16 protein-coding genes are annotated in these 17,788 nt (G+C 71.6%); 9 read left to right on the top strand and 7 right to left on the bottom strand.

Annotated elements, in window-relative coordinates:
• Positions 1 to 18 precede the first annotated feature (18 nt).
• Entirely contained in the window at positions 19 to 438 is a 420-nt protein-coding gene (locus ACFY2B_RS39560; protein WP_390767898.1) for an ATP-binding protein, read from the bottom strand.
• A 258-nt stretch (positions 439 to 696) separates the two neighbouring features.
• Here ACFY2B_RS39560 and ACFY2B_RS39565 point away from each other — a divergent pair, with 258 nt between their 5' ends.
• The 3 genes from ACFY2B_RS39565 to ACFY2B_RS39575 all read left to right on the top strand — a co-directional run bounded on the left by ACFY2B_RS39565 (position 697) and on the right by ACFY2B_RS39575 (position 3,300).
• Entirely contained in the window at positions 697 to 1,179 is a 483-nt protein-coding gene (locus ACFY2B_RS39565) for a MarR family winged helix-turn-helix transcriptional regulator (RefSeq protein ID WP_390767899.1), read from the top strand.
• A 259-nt stretch (positions 1,180 to 1,438) separates the two neighbouring features.
• Positions 1,439 to 2,116, top strand: a complete 678-nt coding sequence (locus ACFY2B_RS39570) for an ArsR/SmtB family transcription factor (RefSeq protein ID WP_390767900.1) — start codon at positions 1,439 to 1,441, stop codon at positions 2,114 to 2,116.
• Between the two features lie 5 nt (positions 2,117 to 2,121).
• Entirely contained in the window at positions 2,122 to 3,300 is a 1,179-nt protein-coding gene (locus tag ACFY2B_RS39575; protein WP_390767901.1) for a cysteine desulfurase family protein, read from the top strand.
• Between the two features lie 318 nt (positions 3,301 to 3,618).
• Here ACFY2B_RS39575 and ACFY2B_RS39580 read toward each other — a convergent pair whose 3' ends face one another.
• Positions 3,619 to 4,056 carry a MarR family winged helix-turn-helix transcriptional regulator gene (locus ACFY2B_RS39580; RefSeq protein ID WP_390767902.1) on the bottom strand — a complete coding sequence of 146 codons (438 nt, stop codon included), beginning with the start codon at positions 4,054 to 4,056 and terminating at the stop codon, positions 3,619 to 3,621.
• Positions 4,057 to 4,727: 671 nt separating this feature from the next.
• Here ACFY2B_RS39580 and ACFY2B_RS39585 point away from each other — a divergent pair.
• Positions 4,728 to 5,168: a DUF3574 domain-containing protein gene (locus ACFY2B_RS39585; RefSeq protein ID WP_390767903.1), complete on the top strand. Its 441-nt coding sequence runs from the start codon at positions 4,728 to 4,730 to the stop codon at positions 5,166 to 5,168.
• Positions 5,169 to 5,826: 658 nt separating this feature from the next.
• Complete coding sequence (locus tag ACFY2B_RS39590; RefSeq protein ID WP_390767904.1) at positions 5,827 to 7,035, top strand: cytochrome P450; 1,209 nt, start codon at positions 5,827 to 5,829, stop codon at positions 7,033 to 7,035.
• Between the two features lie 118 nt (positions 7,036 to 7,153).
• Here ACFY2B_RS39590 and ACFY2B_RS39595 read toward each other — a convergent pair whose 3' ends face one another.
• Positions 7,154 to 7,543: a cupin domain-containing protein gene (locus tag ACFY2B_RS39595; RefSeq protein ID WP_390767905.1), complete on the bottom strand. Its 390-nt coding sequence runs from the start codon at positions 7,541 to 7,543 to the stop codon at positions 7,154 to 7,156.
• Between the two features lie 46 nt (positions 7,544 to 7,589).
• Between ACFY2B_RS39595 and ACFY2B_RS39600 the strand changes: the two genes are divergently transcribed.
• From ACFY2B_RS39600 to ACFY2B_RS39615, 4 genes are all read left to right on the top strand, one after another.
• Positions 7,590 to 8,174, top strand: coding sequence for a nucleosidase (locus ACFY2B_RS39600; protein ID WP_390767906.1), 585 nt, complete (start codon positions 7,590 to 7,592; stop codon positions 8,172 to 8,174).
• Positions 8,175 to 8,359: 185 nt separating this feature from the next.
• Positions 8,360 to 8,578: a twin-arginine translocation signal domain-containing protein gene (locus tag ACFY2B_RS39605; protein ID WP_390767907.1), complete on the top strand. Its 219-nt coding sequence runs from the start codon at positions 8,360 to 8,362 to the stop codon at positions 8,576 to 8,578.
• 353 nt (positions 8,579 to 8,931) lie between these two features.
• Positions 8,932 to 9,729, top strand: a complete 798-nt coding sequence (locus tag ACFY2B_RS39610; protein WP_390767908.1) for a MerR family transcriptional regulator — start codon at positions 8,932 to 8,934, stop codon at positions 9,727 to 9,729.
• Positions 9,726 to 10,643 (top strand): hypothetical protein, encoded by a 918-nt coding sequence (locus ACFY2B_RS39615; protein ID WP_390767909.1) that lies wholly within the window; start codon positions 9,726 to 9,728, stop codon positions 10,641 to 10,643. Before ACFY2B_RS39610 ends, ACFY2B_RS39615 begins: the two co-directional genes overlap by 4 nt.
• Positions 10,644 to 10,758: 115 nt before the next feature.
• Here ACFY2B_RS39615 and ACFY2B_RS39620 read toward each other — a convergent pair whose 3' ends face one another.
• The 4 genes from ACFY2B_RS39620 to ACFY2B_RS39635 all read right to left on the bottom strand — a co-directional run bounded on the left by ACFY2B_RS39620 (position 10,759) and on the right by ACFY2B_RS39635 (position 17,477).
• On the bottom strand, positions 10,759 to 11,991 hold the full coding sequence (locus ACFY2B_RS39620) for a glutamate--cysteine ligase (protein ID WP_390767910.1): 1,233 nt from the start codon (positions 11,989 to 11,991) through the stop codon (positions 10,759 to 10,761).
• Positions 11,992 to 12,161: 170 nt separating this feature from the next.
• Entirely contained in the window at positions 12,162 to 13,280 is a 1,119-nt protein-coding gene (locus ACFY2B_RS39625) for a HupE/UreJ family protein (protein ID WP_390767911.1), read from the bottom strand.
• A 205-nt stretch (positions 13,281 to 13,485) separates the two neighbouring features.
• Entirely contained in the window at positions 13,486 to 14,325 is an 840-nt protein-coding gene (locus tag ACFY2B_RS39630) for a hypothetical protein (protein WP_390767912.1), read from the bottom strand.
• Complete coding sequence (locus ACFY2B_RS39635; RefSeq protein WP_390767913.1) at positions 14,298 to 17,477, bottom strand: hypothetical protein; 3,180 nt, start codon at positions 17,475 to 17,477, stop codon at positions 14,298 to 14,300. The genes ACFY2B_RS39630 and ACFY2B_RS39635 overlap by 28 nt, the downstream gene beginning before the upstream one ends.
• Positions 17,478 to 17,788: the final 311 nt, after the last annotated feature.

A 17,788-nucleotide genomic window follows, 5' to 3' on the forward strand; every position in this document is an offset into this window, starting at 1 on the left:
GGCGGCGTCGCCCGCAGCTCAGGCGGCGACGTCGGCCCAGTAGGTGGCGTGTCCCGGCTCCCGGCGGTCGCCGTGCGCGGCGGTGAGGTGGTCGACGATCGTCAGTCCACGGCCGTGTTCGCCGTCCGCGCCGTCGGCGCCCCAGTCACGGCCGGCGACCGCCGGGCCTCCGTCGGCAACTTCGATGTGCACCTGCCGGGTGCTGCTGTCACGGCTCAGTCCGAAGGTCACCGGGGCCAGGCCGTGCTCAACGGCGTTGGTGACGAGTTCGGAGACGGTCAGCAGCACGGAGTCGGCGGCGCCGTCGGCGACCCCCCACTCGGCGAGGAGCTGCTTGGTGATCCTGCGTGCGTCAGAGGCGGCCTCCGGGCAGTGCGGCAGGGGCCAGGCCGCGCCGAGCGTCGACGGATGCCGGGCGGCGATCTGCTGCTGTGACATGCCCGAGGCGTAGCGACAGGTCACAGTCATCACCTTCTTCCGGGCGCCGGATGGCGCCATGACCCTGGCCAGAAGCTCGCATTTGGTGCAAAAACTATCTATAGCATGACCTATATAGATAGTCTACATAGATCATGCTATACAGCTCACCGCTCCCATTGATCCCGCCGCGACTCCGGCGCGGTCGGGGCCACTATCACCACCAATCCTGCTCATATACGTAGACAATATATATAGATAGGTGATATGCGTGGAGACATGGATAAAACGTCCGAAGTATCCCTTCAGGATGTTGCGACGGCGCTGAACGAGCTGGTCTCCGGGGTGGTCGGCCCCATCCTGGTGGAGCGGCAGGGCATGAGCCTCACCTCCGCCTCGACGCTGCGCCGGCTGGAGCGGGAGGGGCCGAGCCGGCTGACCGCGCTGGCAGCGGCGGAAGGCATCGCACAGCCGTCGATGACCGCCATGGTGCAACGGCTGGAATCGCAGGGCCTCGCGCTGCGGCTGGGCCACCCCGAGGACGGACGGGTCCGGCTCGTCGCCATCACGGACGCCGGACGGGCGCTGCTGGCCGAGCGCCGGCGCGTGCAGAGCGTCCGGATGGCCGGTCTGCTGACCGAGCTGCCCGAGCACGAGTTGCGCGCGCTGGGGGAGGCCGTACGGACGGCACTGCCCATCGTCCGGCGCATGGTCCGCGCGGCCCACCATCCCTCCCTGACCGCCGGCGGGGCGGCTTCCTGACCCGCACACCGTGTTCTTCGGTGCGGCCGGATGGCCGACCTGCTGACCGAGCCGCCCTAGCTCCCACCACATGGCCTTCGGCTTCGGCGTCCACCAGTGCCTGGGCCAGCCGCCGACCCGGGTCGCACCACAGGTGGTCCACGGCACTCTCCACCGCCGGGCAGGCCGCCGTACTCGCCCGGCCCAGGCGATCTGGGTGACGGAGCAGCAGGATGAGGGGTGAACAGGGCGAGGGAAAAATGGCTTTATGGAGGATGCGATGACGCAGACCATCACACCCGGTTCGAAGACGCGGCTGTACGACGTGTTCGCCGCCTGCGGCAAGGCGCTGGCCAGCGGAAAACGCCTGGAACTGCTCGATCTGCTGGCGCAGGGCGAGCGGACCGTGGACTCCCTCGCCAAGGCGGTCGGACTGAACCTGACGGCCACGTCGGCGCATCTGCAGACGCTCAAGCAGGCCGGGTTCGTCGCGACCCGCCGGGAGGGTGCGCGGATCCACTACCGGCTCGCGGGCGACGACGTGGCCCAGCTCTTCGCGCTGCTGCGCAAGGTCGCCGAGCACCGCCAGGCCGCCGTGCCGGCGGCTCTCGACGCCTACCTCGGCGAGGACGGGGCGCGGGAGGTCACCCGCGAGGAGTTGCGCGCCCGCGCCGCGGCGGGGGATGTGGTGGTGCTGGACGTGCGGCCGGTCGAGGAGTACCTGGCCGGGCACATCCCGGGCGCCGTCTCCATTCCGGTCGACGAGTTGGCCGACCGCATCGACGAACTGCCCGAGGACACGGAGATCGTCGTGTACTGCCGCAGCGAGTACTGCGCCCTCGCCCACGACGCGGTCCGGCTGTTGACCTGGCGCGGGCTGCACGCGATCCGGCTCTACGACGGCATGCTGGAGTGGCGCCTGACCGAGTTGCCCGTCGATGCGGCCGAGCTGTCGTGACCGCCGTGACCGGAACACTCCCGCCACCCCATCCCGGACTGACCGACGGGCCGGTCTACCTGGACTACAACGCCACCACCCCCGTCGATCCGCGGGTGGCCGAGGCGATGGCGCCGTATCTCACCGTCTTCTTCGGCAACCCCTCCAGCAGCCACCCCTACGGTGCCGAGCCCGGCCGGGTGCTCGCCGAGGCACGCGAGCGGGTGGCCGCGCTGATCGGCGCCCGGCCCCCGGAGATCGTCTTCACGTCCTCGGGCTCCGAGGCGAACCTGCTCGCCCTGCGCGGCGCGGTGCTGGCCGCCGGCCGCCCCCGGCCGCATGTCATCACGCAGACGACGGAGCACCCGGCCGTGCTGGAGACGGCCCGGGCCCTGGAGCGGCTGCACGGCGCGCGGGTGACGGTGCTGCCGGTCGACGGCACCGGCCTGGTCGATCCGGCCGCGCTGGCCGCCGCGCTCACCGGCGAGACGGTACTGGTGTCGGTGATGGCGGCCAACAACGAGACCGGCGCCCTCCAGCCGATCACCGAGCTGGCCGCCCTCGCCGGTGAACGCGGCGCGCTGTTCCACTGCGACGCCGCCCAGGCCGCCGGGAAACTGCCCCTCGACGTACGGCGGCTGGGCGTCGATCTGCTCACCGTGGTCGGGCACAAGATGTACGCGCCCAAGGCCACGGCCGCCCTGTACGTACGCGAAGGGGTGCGGCTCGAACCGGTGGTCTACGGCGGCGGCCAGGAACGCGGCCTGCGCGCCGGTACCGAGAACGTCGCCCTGGCCGTCGCCCTGGGCACCGCGGCACGACTCGCCGTCGACGAGCTGGCCGACGGCGGAGCCGTGCGCGTCGCCGCGCTGCGCGACGGCCTCCAGCGACGACTGACCGAGGGACTGCCCGGCCGCGTCCGGCTCAACGGACCGGCGGCGGCACGCCTGCCGAACACGCTCAACGTCAGCATCGACGGCGCTGTGGGACATGAGCTTCTCACCGCCTGCCCGCAGCTCGCGGCCTCGACCGGTTCGGCCTGCCACAGCGGCAGCCACGAGCCGTCGCCCGTGCTGACGGCCATGGGCCTGCCCGCGGAGCGGGCACGGGGAGCACTGCGGCTGTCCCTGGGCCGCTGGAGCCACGAGCGCGACACCGAGACCGCGGCAGCCGCGCTGGTCCATGCGGCCGCAGCTCTCCGCTGACCGGGCCGCACACCCCACGGAAATCAGACAGAGCGGCCTGTACGGAGAGCCTGACTATTTGTTGGCCTCCCGGTATCCCGCGGAGCGAGCGCAGCAGGGACTCGCCGACGCGGGCCGCCGCACCCGCGCCCCCTGAGGGCTACGGCCGCCTCGCCGACGCTCCCGGCACCCCGACCCCCTGATCAACCGGGCACACCGCCGGGCCGGACGTCAGCACCCCGCGGGCCGCATCGGGTCGGCTGTCGACGAGGCTCGATGATGCGCGCCGGCTCGGGCCCACTGTCGGCCGGGCGCTCCCGGATCCACGCCGGCTCGAATTCAGCTGTCAGCCAGGTGCTCCATGATGCGGGCCGCCTCGGCGAGTGTCCGACGTTCCGCGGGCGAGAGGTGCCGCTCGATCGCCCCTTCGAGCCATGCCTCGCGCACGGCGGGGATGGCGGCGAGGAGTTCGCGGCCCGCGTCCGTGATCGAGATGAGCGTCTTGCGCCCGTCGTCGGGGTCCGGTCCGCGGACGACCAAACCTTCGCGGACCAGTGCGGCGACCGTCTCGGCCATCGACTGCGGCCGGACGTGCTCGGCCGCGGCGAGCGCGCTGGCCGTCGTGGGCCCTTCGTCGGCGACACGGCCGAGGGTGGTGATCTGCGACCAGGTCCAGCGCCTGTCGGTGGGCGCGGACTCGGTCCGCAGCCGCGCCCGCAGCCGCACCATCGCGTGCGGAAGCAGGCGCGCCACATCGTGGGGGAGCGGGGCTGTCATGAGTGGGCACTCTATGTCCCCCCCTCGGGAGATTGCCAGGCAGCCTGCACTATTAGACAGACTACCTGCACAAGTTCCTTGTGTTTCCCGTGTATCACTTCTCGGATGTGGACCGGAAACACCCGCGAAGCGGCGTCCACCGGCGAGCGGTCGGCAGGTGCGGCCCCGCTGCCGCCGGGGGCCCGTCGGACGCGAGACCACCTGCCCCGCCGGCCAACGGCTTGACGGGACGGCCGACCCGGCACAGCGGGGTCACCCGCGACCGGCGCCGCCGCCCCGACCGTCGAACGGCCGGCGGACCGCCGTGATCCGGAGAGGAAAGGAAGAACGATGACGTCGCCACAGGCAACGCCCCCCGACGCGCACCGCGAGACCGGCAGCGCGGCCGGATCCACCGCCGACCGCCGGCAGAGAGCGTCCTGCTGACGACCACCGACGGACGGCACGTCAGGCCCGGCCCGCTCCACCGCTCCACCGCTCCCACGAGGCAACACCGTGTGCCGTCGAGACGTCGAAGCCCTGGCCTGCGGTGGCCCACCCGCGGCGCGGCCGTCAGGCCCTGGCACCGCCTCCGTCGGGCCTGTCCGTCCGGCCCGGTCGCCCGGTCCCCGGATCCGGGGAAGGACCCGGATCCGGCGCAACCGTCCCGGGCGAGCACCGTTGTGCCGTGCATGAAGATCCGCACACGAACCGGACTGCTCCTGGGCTGCGGCCTCGCCGCGGCCGGCGCCGCCGTCGCCCCCGCGGTCGTGGCCGCCGACGCCCCCGCGGCGCCCCGGGACGCCTATGTCGAGACCACGTTGCTGTTCGGGACCGAACGGCCCGACGGCGGCGCGGCGGTGACCGAAGCGGAGTTCCAGCGATTCCTCGACACCCAGGTCACGCCGCGCTTCCCGGACGGACTGACCGTGGACCAGGCCCGCGGGCAGTACCGGGACCGGCACGGCGTGATCGAGAAGGAGCGCTCCTACCAGGTGATCGTCCTCTACCCCGCCGACACCGCGGCGTCCGCAGGCACGAAGCTCGACCACATCCGACGGCTGTACACGACCGCCTTCCAGCAGGAATCCGTCGGCCGTGTGGACGAGGAGGTGCATGCCTCTTTCGAGTGACGGCGTCCCGGGCTGACCGCCCGCTTCCGGCTCGGCGCCACGCGCGGCCGGGCAGCCCGGGGAGAAGCCGTCCGGGAGCGGTGGCGCGGGCCCGCACCGGTCGGACGAACCGGACGCCCACGTCCTCGGCCGAATCTGCCGATTAGCCCATCGGGCGGACCGCACCGGCGGCGAAAACCGGTCCGCGCGGTCCGCCCGTGCTTCCATCGCACCAGGAGGCATGCGACATGGCTGACGAGCGACCACAAGAGCCCCGTTCCCGACTTCCCGCGTCCCGGTACCCGGCGCCGGGTGCGGTCGGCCCGGCGCCCGGTCCGACCCGGGTGCCGGCCGGCGCCGATACCGACAGCCGCCACGCGTTCCGCCGGCTCCCGCGCCCCTTCGTCCCCGCTCACCACCCCGCCCGGCACTGCCTCGGCCGTCGGGGAACACACCACCGACCACCTCTGATGTGCCCGTAGCCGCCGTCGACGACCGGGCCGGCTCATGACCGCACCGCGGCGAGGCGAACTCGTCGAAGCGCACCGGCGCGGGACGGGCGGCCCCGTCTCTTCCCCGTCCGCCCCTGGGCCGCAGGCGGCGCCGGCCGGGCCCGCCGCGTGCCTCCCCCAGCCCGTGGACATCACCAACGTCGTACCACTTACGAGGAGCTTCCCCGATGACCGGGAACGATGAGACAGCCACCTGCCCGTTCGACTACAGCGAAGCCCTGGACTTCGACCCCGTGCTCGGGGAGCTGATGGATCGCGCCGCACCCGTGCGCATCCGGCTCCCCTACGGCGATGGCGACGCCTGGCTGATCACTGGGTTCGACGGTGTCAAGCAGGTCACCACCGACCAGCGTTTCAGCCGGGCGGGCATCGTCGGCCGCGACTACCCCCGGATGACGCCGGAGCCCATCATCTCGCCCGAGTCGATCAACGTGATGGACCCGCCGCAGAGCAGCCGGGTCCGCCACCTCGCCTCCCAGGCGTTCACTCCGCAGCAGGTGGAGAAGATGCGGCCCCGGATCGTCCGGCTCGCGGATCTCCTCCTGGACGACATGGAGAACCAGGGGCCGCCGGCCGACCTGGCCAAGCACCTTTCCGACCCGCTCCCCCAGCACACCGTGCTGGACCTCCTCGGCATCGAACGGGCGGAATGGCCCCGGATCCAGAAGTCCGTGCACCAACTGCTCGTCGTGGGCGAGGGCAACAAGGAGGCCGCCGCCAACGCCAAAGCCGAGCTGACGGCCTACTTCGCCGAACTCGTCAGGCAGCGCCGGGCGACACCCGGCACGGACATCATCAGTCTGATGGCCGCGGCACGGGAGGAGGGCGAGGAGCAGCTCGACGACAGGGAACTGGCGGTCATGACGCTGGTGCTGGCGCTCAGCGGCCAGGACACGGCCACCTGCCAGATCAGCGACATCACCTATCTGCTCCTGACCCGCCCGGAACTCATGGAACACGTCAGGAGCCGGCCCGAGAAGCTGACCGACACCCTGCACGAACTGCTCCGTTACATCCCGTTCCGCAAGGGCGTCGGAATCCCCCGGGTGGCACTCGAAGACGTGGAGCTGGACGGCGCGCAGATCCGCGCGGGCGACTACGTCCACGTGTCGTACCTGACGGCCAACCGTGAGCCGGAGCGCTACCCGAAGCCGCACGAGATCGACGTCGAGCGGCCGAACGCGCCGCACATGACGTTCGGTTGGGGCGGTCACCGGTGCATCGCGATGCCGCTGGCGATGGCGGAGCTGGAAGTGGCCATCGGGCGGCTCGTCGAACGTTTCCCCCGGCTGCGGCTCGCGGTGTCGCCGGAGGAGGTGCAGTGGGACAAGGCCACGATCAGGCGGTTCCCGCTGGAGCTGCCGGTGACCTGGTAGGAGAGCCGTCCCGGCCGCGGTGAACCGGGGCCGGGACGCGCACGGGTGCCTCACGGCCGCCCCTCCGCGGGCGGGACGTGTCCCGTCCCGCCCGCGGAGCGCGGCGGCCGGCGCGGACTCACCACCGACCTGGTTCGAACCTGGCCTCGTCCGGGCTGTCCGTGGGCCACGCGGGCACCGTCACCGCCACCACCCGCAGTTCCTGCTCCCCCGCGCGGAACTGGAACGTCGTACCGAGCGGGATGGTCAGGCACACCCCCGGTTCCAGCGCCGTCACCTCCTCTCGGCCGTCCTGGCTGCGCCACATCTCTCCGGCGCCCGAGGTGACGTACCAGATCTCCTGCACGGTGGCGTGCGACACCGCCTTCGCGGTCTGCCCGGGGGCGAGTTCGAACTGGGCGAAGCTCGCCGTCCCGGGGAGCACGCACAGCGGTCGTACCCTCGAACCGTCCGGTGCGGTGACCTCGGGAGCCTGGTCGAGCCGTAGTGTCGTGAAGCGTTCGGTCATGACGCCAACGATAAGGACCACGACGGCCGGCCGGTACGGTGACCGCATGCAACTCACCGGCGAGATAACCGCTGACCGGCCCCTGCTCGTCCTCGCGGTCAAGGAAGAGGCCCAGCACCTCGACACGTCACTGCCCGTCCTGCTGACCGGGATGGGCAAGGTCAATGCCGCGACGGCGCTCGCCACGGCACTCGCCCGCGGCCCGCTGCCGTCCGAGGTCGTCAATCTCGGCACCGCGGGCGCCCTGCGCTCCGGCTGGACCGGAACCCATGTCATCGGGACGGTCATCCAACACGACCTGGACAGCCGCGTCCTGCACACCCTCACCGGCGAGAGCTATGGAACACCCCTGACGGTGGGCGACCCGAACGGCCCCACCCTGGCCACGGGGGACTCGTTCATCGACGACGAGCACGCCCGGACGCGACTGGCGGCGCAGGCATCCCTGGTCGACATGGAAGGGTACGCGCTGGCGGCGGCCGCGCACCGGGCCGGCGTGCCGCTGCGCATCGTCAAGCACGTCAGCGACGACGCCGGTGAGGGGGCCGCCAGGACCTGGCGGGAAACCGTGGCGGAGTGCGCCCGCGCCCTCGCGGACTGGGCGGCCCGCAACATCCCCGCCCACCGCTGAGCGCGCCCGACCGCCTGGCCCCAGTACATCCGGCCCGCCGGGGCACTGGGCGACGCACGGTCCCGCCGCAACCCAACCGGTGCGCCGTACATGCACTGTTGGGGCTCCGGCCGCCCGTCGGCCACTTCTTCTTGATCTTCCGAAACGACCGTCCCCCTGTTCGTCGGACCGATCAGGGAGTACGTATGACAGCACCGTCGTCCGACCGTGTCAGATCCGGCGGTCCGAGCCGCCGCGCCGCCCTCCAGTTGTCCGCGGTCACCACCGGCGCCCTGCTCGCGGGCGCCGGTCTCGCAGGTCCCGCGGAGGCCGCCGGACCCGCCCCGCGGTTGCCGGGGCTCCCCTTCCGGCTGGGCACGCCACCCGGCCGGGCAACCCGCTCAAGCCGTCCTTCTACGAACTGAGCCTCGACGCCGCCCTGTTCACCGCCGGTGAGAACACCCTGACCCTGACCAAGACGGCGGGGTCCTGGATCTCCTACGACGCGCTGGGCCTGTTCCAGACGTCCTGACCCGCTCCGGCTCCGCGCACCCGGACAGCCTCCGGGTGCGCCCCGGACCAGAACGGCTACCGGACCAGGACGGCTCCCGGACGGGGGCGGTCCCGGGCCGGGGCCCTCCGGAACGGGACGGCCACCGGTCGCAACGGCGTGCCGGTCCGCCCCGCGCGGTCGACCGGAACGCCGTTCTGTCCGTCCTGGCCGGCCGGGCCATGCGCCGCTTGACCTTGTCGCAGCGACAAGGTTTCTACTGGTGTCATGCGAATCGGAGAGCTCGCCGACCTCGTCGGCGTCACCACCCGCGCGGTGCGGCACTACCACCGCATCGGACTGCTGCCGGAGCCGTCACGGCAGCCCAACGGGTACCGCGAGTACTCTCTGCGCGACGCCGTCGAACTGGCTCGCGTCCGCCGGCTGACCGAGCTGGGCCTGAGCCTGGACGAGGTCAAGAACGTCCTGGCGGACGACGCGGGCCGGGACCTCATCGAGATCGTGTCCGAGCTGGACGCCGACCTGGCCCGTCAGGAGGAGGCCATCCGGCAGCGCCGGGCCCGCCTCGGCCAGTTGCTGGCGCAGGCCGAGCGGACCGGGCGGCTGCCCGCCGACGCCCCCGTCTCCCCCGAACTCACCGCCCTCTTCGACGTCATGGCCCGGGCTTCGGCGCAGGTCCCCGGGCCGGAGCCGCTGTCGGCCGTCCGGGAGCGGGAACTGCTCGCCCTGCTGGAGACCGCCTCGCCGGGCATCGACCGGGGCTGGTTCGACGCCCTGGTGCACAGCCTCAGCGCCGACCCGGACGCCATGCGGCGGGCCTACGCCGTCTACGGCCTGCTGGACGAGCTGGCCGGGGCCGCCGAGGACGACCCGCGGGTGGCGCGGACCGCCCGGGCCATCGCGGACGCCATTCCCGACGAGGCGGTACGGGCCATGAACCTCCCCGAGAACGGCGACGTGGCCGAGACCGGCGGTTTCGCCCACGCCTTCTTCGCCGACTTCGCTCCCGCCCAGGCCGCCGCCCTGCGCCACGGGATCGAACTGCTGCGGGAGCGTGCCGGATGAGGGGGCCGAGAAGGGTGGTGCGCTGGTCCGTCGCCGCTCTCGTGCCCGGGGAAGCGGTGCTCGTCCTGTGCGTGGCCGGCGGCGTGCGGATACCGCCGGCCGTCCGCCTGGCGGTGGAGTCGGCGGCGCTCGCCGTGCTGACGGCGACGGTCGCGCTGATCCGGCTCGACCACCGCCGGCACCGCCGGGACGGTCTCGACCGGCGCTCCGCCTTCCGCGCCGCGGTCGGCGGCACCGTCCCGGCGACGGTGGGCAAGCTGGCCGCGCACGAGGTCTTCCTCTCCACCAGTTTCCTGCGCTGGGTGTTCCGGCGCGGCCCGCACGGTGTGCGCGAGGGCGACCTGCCCGTCCCGTACGCCGCGGGCCAGACGGCGATGATGTACGGCTTCTTCTTCGTCTGCGTCGTCGAGACCGTGGCCCTCGCCCTCCTGATCCCGTGGCCGGTGGTGCACGCCGTCACGCTCGTGCTGGACATCTGGGGCTGCTACTTCGTCGTCGCCCTGCACGCGTCCTGCGTGGTGCGTCCGCATGTGATCGGGGCGGACGGTTCGCTGCGGCTGCGCTACGGCGCCCTGCTGGACGTCCGGATCCCGGCCGACCGTATCGCCTCCGTCCGGCTGGACCGGAAGTTCCCGCAGAGCAGGGCGGGCGCCGTGGACGGGAACGGTGTCGCCGAGCTGGCCGTGGGCGGGCAGACGACGATCACCGTCGAACTCACCGAGCCGGTGCGGTACGTGCGCGCCCTGGGCAAACCCGCCGCGGCCCGCGCCTTCCGCTTCTACGCCGACGACTCCGGGCCCGCCGTGGCCGCCCTGAGAGCGGGCGGCCCGTCGGCCGACGCGGTCCGGGTCCCGGTGGCGGACGGCGGCGGACCGAACGCCCGGAGGACGGGCGACAGCGGTCTCCGCCGGTGAGGGTGCGGGCCCCGGCCGGGTGACGCGGTCGGGGCCCGGGCTTGCGGCAAGCGCGGTCAGTATCGGGTGGGCCGCTCGGCGACACGCTCCGGTCCGGCGGGGCGTGGCAGGGGGGTCACGTCGTTTCCTCCTGGTCGGATGCGAGGAGCGCGGTCCGGGTGGCCGCCGTCCGTGCCGTGTCGGGGTGCGGGAGGGGATCCGCGACGGCGATGTGCTCGACGAGCCGTTCCAGGCGGCCGGACCGGCGGTGCAGGGCGCGCTGGCGGTCGGCGGCGCCGCCCTCGGTGGCGAGCCGGTCGAGCCAGGCGTCGACGAGTACCCGGTCGCCGGTGTCCGGGAGATAGGGCCGGACCAGGCGACGAGCCGTCTCGATCTGCTGCACGACCGGAGCCACCGCGGCCCCGGTGCCGCCGATCAGATCGAGCAGGTCTCCGGTGACCCCGGTACGCGCCGCCTGCCAGCAGGCGGCGACCAGTGCTTCCTGCTCCACCCGCGGCGGGAGGACTCCGTCCTGGACGGCGGCACGGGCACGGCGGACCACGGCCCGGACCAGAAGCGCGTAGGCCACCGTGTCCGTCACGGTCGGCAGTACGTCCGCGACCCGGATCTCGACGGTCGGCACGTGGCGCGACGGGCGGGCGTACCAGTAGACCATCGCCGGGTCCAGCGCCGCGCCGCTGGCCACGAGGGTCTGCACCACCTCCTCGTAGTGTTCGGCGGAGCGCAGCAGGGGAGGCGGTCCCGCGGTGGGCCATCTGCGCCACAGCACGGTGCGCCAGCTCGCGTATCCGGTGTCGGAGCCGTTCCAGAAGGGCGAGTTGGCGGTCATCGCGAGCAACAGCGGCAGCCAGGGACGCAGATGGTTCACGACGGCGACGGCCGTGCCCAGATCCGGAATTCCTACATGCACATGACAGGAGCACACGCCCTGGTCCCGCACCAGCGGTCCGAACCGCTGCCGGATGCGCCGGTAGCGTGGCTGTTCGCGCAGGGGCGGAACGTCCGGCGGATCGTCCTCGGCCGCCGGGCCCGTGCGCCCGATCGGCGACGTGCCCGAGGCGAGCAGCAGACAGTCCCGCTCCCCCGCCGCCCGTGCGGCGCTTTCACGCAACCGCGCCAGTTCCGTGCGGAGCTGGGACGCGGTGGTGCACACACCGCTGACCGTCTCCACCATCGCCTGAGATATCTCCGGCACCAGCTGTTCGGCCCTCAGCTGCCTCCGCCCGGCCGCCAGTACCTGGCTGCCGCGGCCCACGGGCCGGTACGCCTTCCGGTCGAGGAGCAGGAACTCCTCCTCGACGCCGAGTGTGACCGACTCGCGTAAATCCCCTGGTCCCGAGCTGTCCACCCAGCCTCCCCATCGTCGGCACATGGTGCGGTCAGCACCAGGTGGTATGCATTGGTGACTCAGTGCTACCCGCGACGAGGACGCCTCACGACTGTTTGTTCGAGGTGGCTCCGGCGGGGCCGGCGAAGGCCGGTCGCCGACCGGTGGGGACGGCCGGGCGTGCCGGGCCCTCAGGCACTGACCGCCACCCGGTCCCAGAGCCAGTAGAGGCTGACGATCACGATGGGTGCCGTCAGCGCCGGCAGGACCCAGCGGTGGACCGGTGACCGGCGCAGCAGCACCAGCAGCGGGAACACCACCGCGATGATGCCCAACTGCACCGCCTCGATACCGACGTTGAAGCTGAGCAGTGACAGCAGCAGTTCCCAGGACCAGCTCTCGTCGATGCCGAGCGACCCCGCGAAGCCCAGACCGTGGACGAGTCCGCATACGAAGACGGTGGGCAGTCGCCAGCGTGCGTTGTCCGTACGGTCACGCCGCACGAAGCCCGCGACGGCGACGACGGCGATGGACGCGGCGATCACCGGTTCCACCACCGCCGCGGGCACGTCGACGACTCCGCACGCGGCCAGCAGGAACGTGATGCTGTGCGCGGCGGTGAAAGCGGTCGCGGTCAGCGCGATGTCGCGCAGGCCGCGGGCGCCGATGAGCAGCGAGAGCAGGAAGAGGACGTGATCCGGGCCGAACAGCAGGTGTTCGGTGCCGAGCAGGAAGAACTCCCAGATCTGGTGGGACTCCTGACCACCTGACACGGCGGCGGTGACGGAGGGGTCGGAGACGGTCAGGACCTGCGAGCCGCGTGCTCCGTCGAGGTCGTAGTGGACGATGGTCCGCGTGCTGTGCACGAAGCTCTCGGCGTCGGGGAACAGCGCGCTGGAGAGGGTGACCGGGCCGGTGGCGCCGGCCGGGCAGGCGTAGGCGAGGATGAGCACGGCGTACGGCCGTTCGCCGCGGGTGCGGATGTCCGCGTCGCCCTCGGTTCGGGCGGTGCAGGCCGTGTCGTCGCGGGTGACGGCGAAGCGCCCGGTGACGTACTCGGACACCGCGTCCGCGTTCCGTGCGAGCTGGCGCAGCTGCTCGGTGCGGCCCTTGGCGTCGTACGCCTCGGCGTACAGCCAGGCCGACTTCATCAACAGGTCGTACTCAAGATCGAGGGTGGCCACGGGGCGGGCCGCGGTGCCGGTGACCTCGGCGTAGGCGGTGGAGGTGGCGTCGTGCGCAGCGGCAGGGGCCGCCTGCGCCAGGCCGGCGCCGAGCAGTGCGGCCAGCGCGGCGAGAACCGTGAGCACGGCACGGCAGGGCCGGCCCGGGTGGGTCCCGGGAGCGTGGGTGGGGGCAGGAGGTGTCGGAAGCATGGCGGGCTCGGTTCTCGTGGCTGGGTGATCGCGACAGTGACCGTGGTCGTGATCCGGGCGGGACGGACGGCGCGGGCCCGCCGCCCCGGACCGCTCGGGTCCGGGACGGCGGGCGGCGACCGCCGGAGGCCGGCGGTGATCAGCCGGCCGGTGCGGGTTCCTCGGCCGGGCCGAACCACTCGTAATAGGGCGTGTCCGCGTTCCACTTGCCCGGGTGGCCCTGGGCGTCCTTCGTCACGAAGACGCTCGGTTCGGACGCGGTGACACCGCCGCCGGCGGAGCGGGCCGTGACGAACCACGCGTGGGTGGAGCCGGGCTTGAGGTCGTGCCACGTCACCGAGGCGACCTCACCGGACCTGATCTTCGTCCGGCCCACGGTGCCGACCGGGTTGTACAGCGCGACCGAATCGGTCGCGAAGGTCGTCCTGCGGCTGTTGAGGTCGATCGGCAGCACCATGTTGTCCTCGGTGCCGTCGTACCGGTGGTTGGTGTCGTACTCGGTGGCACCGAACTCGTCGAGCAGCGGCGAGTAGGTGTCGACGGTCAGCTCGGACCGGGCCACGTCGAACTGCAGCATCCGGAAGAAGCTCGCACCGAACTGCAACTGGTCGTCGGGCTTGTATCCGCCGATCTCGGTGAGCCCGAGCCGGTCCGCGGAGACCGTGTAGAACTGGTAGTCCGCGAGGAGTTCCACCACGTCGTGGCTGATCTCGCCGACCTTCGGCTTCACGTTGGTGCCCACGCCGTGCTCGTGGCCGGCGAGGATCAGGAACACGTTCGGGTTGTCCTGGACCACCGTCTTGTACAGCATCGAACCGTCGGGTGCGGAGAACGGGGCACCGCGGCCGTCGGGGTTGGAGCTGGGCGCCAGGTAGTCGTGCGAGAGCAGGATGCCGTTGCGTTCGGGGAAGCGCTTGAAGATCGAGTCGGCCCATTCGGCCTCTTCGCGCGTCACGCCGTACGACAGACCGACCACCACGAAGTCCTGGCCGCCGGCCGAGAACAGGTCGTAGTGGTTCTGGTTGTCGCCCGGCCGCCAGGTGCCGCCGTAACTCGCGTGCTCCCAGCCCTGGGACAGCGCCTGGTAACGGTCGGGGCCGTAGTACCGGTGTAGATGGCGTCCGGACCGTTCTCGGTGCCCGACTGGTTGTCGTGGTTGCCCGCGATCACACCGTTCGGGACGCCCGCGTCGTCCAGGATCTTCTGCTGCTTCGAGGACACCTCCAGCTCTCCGACGACCTGCTTCCGGGTGGCCTCGTCGGCGGGCTTGCGGATGTTGTTCTCGATGATGTCGCCGGTGTGGGCGACGTAGGCGATCTTCCGCTCGTCCTTGTTGTCGACGATCCAGCGGGAGACGTCCCCGTACGCCTTCTCCCAGACCGCGCGCTCCTCGGGTGTCTCCTGCTCGACCGCGCCCTCGGAGAGGTACTGCGTGTCGGTGTAGTGGACGATCGAGAAGTCGTACGAGCCGGGTTCGGCGAACGCGTCCGGGTCACCGGCGTCGATGTCGTCGGCGAACGGGTCCTCGCCCGTCACCATGACGTGGACCTGCTGGCGGTCGACGTAGGCGCGGTCCAGTACGGCGGTCAGCACCGTGTTGCCTTCCGGGGCGCCCCGGGCGCTGTTGACGACGTCCCACCGGTCGGAGTTGTTGTTCCACACCCGCAGCGAGGCGAGGCGCTCGGGGTCGATGACGCCTTCCCAGCGCAGCACCGGCTGGTCGACGTGGCCCTTCACCTGGACGTCGAACCGCTGGAAGCTGACGTCGTCGGAGGAGGGCGCGGCGAGGGTACGGCCGTCGGCGGGCGCGAGCCCGGCGGCCTTGATCTTCTTCTCGCCCTTGACCTTCAGGGTGGTCGGGACGGCGGTGGCCGTGCCCTGGTAGACCTGGCCCGGGGTGAGGATCTCGGCCTCGGAGAACGTGGCGGTCACCTCGCCGCCGTCCGGCTCGGCCACCGTCGCGGACAGCTCGACGTCCCGGCCGGCGTCGGTCGTGCCGGACGCGGGGGTCAGCTGTGCGGGGGTGTCCGGGATGCCGGCGGAGGTGAACTTCACCTCGCGGGTAGCGGTGTTGCCCAGGGCGTCGGTGGCGGTCACCGCCAGGGTGTGTGCTCCGGCGGACAGGCCGCGCCCGATCTCGGCCCCGGCCTCGACCGCCTTGCCGTCGAGCTTGATGTCCGGGCCGTTCACCACGCCGGAGGCGTCCTTCATCTGCACGCCGAGCACGACCGACGCGGTGATCCGCCGGCCGGCCGCGGGGGTGCTGCCCACGACCTCGGGCGCCGAGTTGTCGGTGACCAGGACGCGGGTGGCGGTCTTGCCGGACTCCGAGGTGGCGGCCAGCGTGTGCTGCCCGTCCTTGATCTTCGCGGTGTCGAGGTCGGCGCGGGCGCCCTGGGCCGGGCCGTCCACGTAGAACTCCAGGTCGACCTCGGTCAGCGGATTGACGTTGTCACCACAGTTGCCGTCGCCGAAGCTGTAGGAGCCCTTGACCATCCGGCCCTCGGCGGTGCCGCCGAGGGGCGTCAGCGTGATGCCGGAGAGCGCGAAGTCGTCCCGGTTGGCGCCGCAGGAGGTGGCGTAGGTGCCGGTGACGACGTCGATGGTGTTCCAGCCGGGCACCAGCCACTCGTTGGGGAAGGTCAGGTCGACGTGCCGGCTGACGTAGTCGGCTTCCAGCACGAGCTTCTGACCGTTGACCAGGACGTAGTTCTGGTAGCGGGCCTCGATGGAGTTGCTGCCCACGGTGAAGCCGAGGGTGGCGTTGCCGGTGCCGAGCGTGTCGGTGACGGCGACGGCCGGGGCGTCGATCGTGTAGTGGAGGTCGGCCTCGGGCAGGCGGTCGGTGGCGCTGCCGCAGCTGCCGTCGCCCATCGCGTAGGAGGGCGCGATGTCCTTGCCGGTGACGGTGGCGCCGTCCAGGGTCAGGCGCAGGCCGGAGATGTCGAAGTCGTCGCGGTTGTTGCCGCAGCTCTCCTTGTACGGGCCGGTGACCACCTTGATGGTGTTGTCGCCGGGCACCAGGTACCGCGCCGGTATCGCGATGTCCACCCGCTGACTGACCCAGGTGCCGCCCAGGTCGATCCGCTTGCCGTTGACCAGCAGGTGGTTGTCGTACTTGTCGTCGAGCGAGTTGGCGCCGACGTCGAAGGAGAACGTGGCCGCGCCGTTGCCCAGTTGGGGTGCGGTGACCGGCTTGCCGCCGTCCACGGTCAGCGTGGAGACCGCGCCGTCGGCGCCCGCCGGGAAGTTGGCGAACACCGACTGCCCGCCCTTGACCAGCGTGCCGTCCTTGGGCAGGAGCCGGGGGGCGCCCGCCGGGGCGTTGTTGACGGTGATCTTGTTGGTCACCGTCTTGCGTGACGTGGTGGTCGCGGTGATGGTGTGTTCGCCGCCCGCGAGCTTCGTGGTGTCCAGGTCGCTCCGCAGGCCGGTGGTGCCCTGCGGGTCGCCGAGGACGAAGAAGCTGAGGGTCGCCTCCTTCAGCAGCGTGCTGTTGGAGCCGCAGTTGCCGTCGCCGAAGGAGTACGTGTACTCGTTCTCCTCGCCGTCCGCGACCTCGCCGAGCAGGGTCAGCTGGATGTCCGACAGCACGAAGTCGTCGTGGTTGGTGCCGCACGAGGACTCGACGGTGCCGGCGAAGAACTGGATCTTGTTCTCGCCCTTGACCAGGTGCTCGTCGGGGATCTCGATGGTGCCGCGTTCGTTGACGAGGTCACCGATGTCCGCCCGGTACTCGCCGTTGACGAGTACGTAGTTGTGGTAGCGGGCCTCCGTCGAGTTCGAGCCGACGTCGAAGCTCAGCCGGGACACCCCGAGCGTCTTCTCGGCGTCGATCGCCCGTCCGTCGACCGCGAGCGTCGTCACGGAGTCGCCGGCCAGGGCCGGTGTGGCCGTGACCTTCTGGGTGCCCTCCACATACGTCCCGTCGCCGGGGGTGAGGGTGGGCAGGGCCGTCGTGCTCTGGCTCGACGAGTTCTTCCTCTCCGAGGTGCGCTCGTCCCTGTCGGCGTCGGCGTACGCCACCGTCAGGTTTCCGCCCAGCAGGACGAGCGCGGTCAGGGCGGCGCCCGCGAGCCGCTGCCCGCCGGCCCTCCTGTTCCGCCGTCTTCGCCGTTGTGTTGGCCGCATCGGCAGCCGTCCTTCCTCATCGATCGTTAATCGAAGGGCAAACCGCGAACCAAATCGGGCATGCCCATGGCGGATCCTGGGCAGCTCAGGTGAACTCCGATGAGTCATCTGTGAACAATCAGTCGAATGATCTTCCGGCAGGGGGCATCGCACCGCGCCGGGACGGTATAAGGACCTGACGGTCCGGCACGGCGGGACCCTCGGCCGCGGATCCCCCTAGATGAATGAGTCCAAGGGGTGTTGTTGCGTCAGTGATCGTAGGCGGTCAGTGACCGCTTGATTGGCTGTCCGGTTTTGTCGTTGTGCCAGAT

This window comes from Streptomyces sp. NPDC001270 (genome assembly GCF_042896695.1).
Lineage (GTDB): Bacteria > Actinomycetota > Actinomycetes > Streptomycetales > Streptomycetaceae > Streptomyces.

Coding starts and splice junctions, on each gene's coding strand:
- ACFY2B_RS39560 (WP_390767898.1), bottom strand. CDS start 438: ATGTCACAGCAGCAGATCGCCGCCCGGCATCCGTCGACGCTCGGCGCG.
- ACFY2B_RS39565 (WP_390767899.1), top strand. CDS start 697: ATGGATAAAACGTCCGAAGTATCCCTTCAGGATGTTGCGACGGCGCTG.
- ACFY2B_RS39570 (WP_390767900.1), top strand. CDS start 1,439: ATGACGCAGACCATCACACCCGGTTCGAAGACGCGGCTGTACGACGTG.
- ACFY2B_RS39580 (WP_390767902.1), bottom strand. CDS start 4,056: ATGACAGCCCCGCTCCCCCACGATGTGGCGCGCCTGCTTCCGCACGCG.
- ACFY2B_RS39585 (WP_390767903.1), top strand. CDS start 4,728: ATGAAGATCCGCACACGAACCGGACTGCTCCTGGGCTGCGGCCTCGCC.
- ACFY2B_RS39590 (WP_390767904.1), top strand. CDS start 5,827: ATGACCGGGAACGATGAGACAGCCACCTGCCCGTTCGACTACAGCGAA.
- ACFY2B_RS39595 (WP_390767905.1), bottom strand. CDS start 7,543: ATGACCGAACGCTTCACGACACTACGGCTCGACCAGGCTCCCGAGGTC.
- ACFY2B_RS39600 (WP_390767906.1), top strand. CDS start 7,590: ATGCAACTCACCGGCGAGATAACCGCTGACCGGCCCCTGCTCGTCCTC.
- ACFY2B_RS39605 (WP_390767907.1), top strand. CDS start 8,360: ATGACAGCACCGTCGTCCGACCGTGTCAGATCCGGCGGTCCGAGCCGC.
- ACFY2B_RS39610 (WP_390767908.1), top strand. CDS start 8,932: ATGCGAATCGGAGAGCTCGCCGACCTCGTCGGCGTCACCACCCGCGCG.
- ACFY2B_RS39615 (WP_390767909.1), top strand. CDS start 9,726: ATGAGGGGGCCGAGAAGGGTGGTGCGCTGGTCCGTCGCCGCTCTCGTG.
- ACFY2B_RS39635 (WP_390767913.1), bottom strand. CDS start 17,477: ATGCGGCCAACACAACGGCGAAGACGGCGGAACAGGAGGGCCGGCGGG.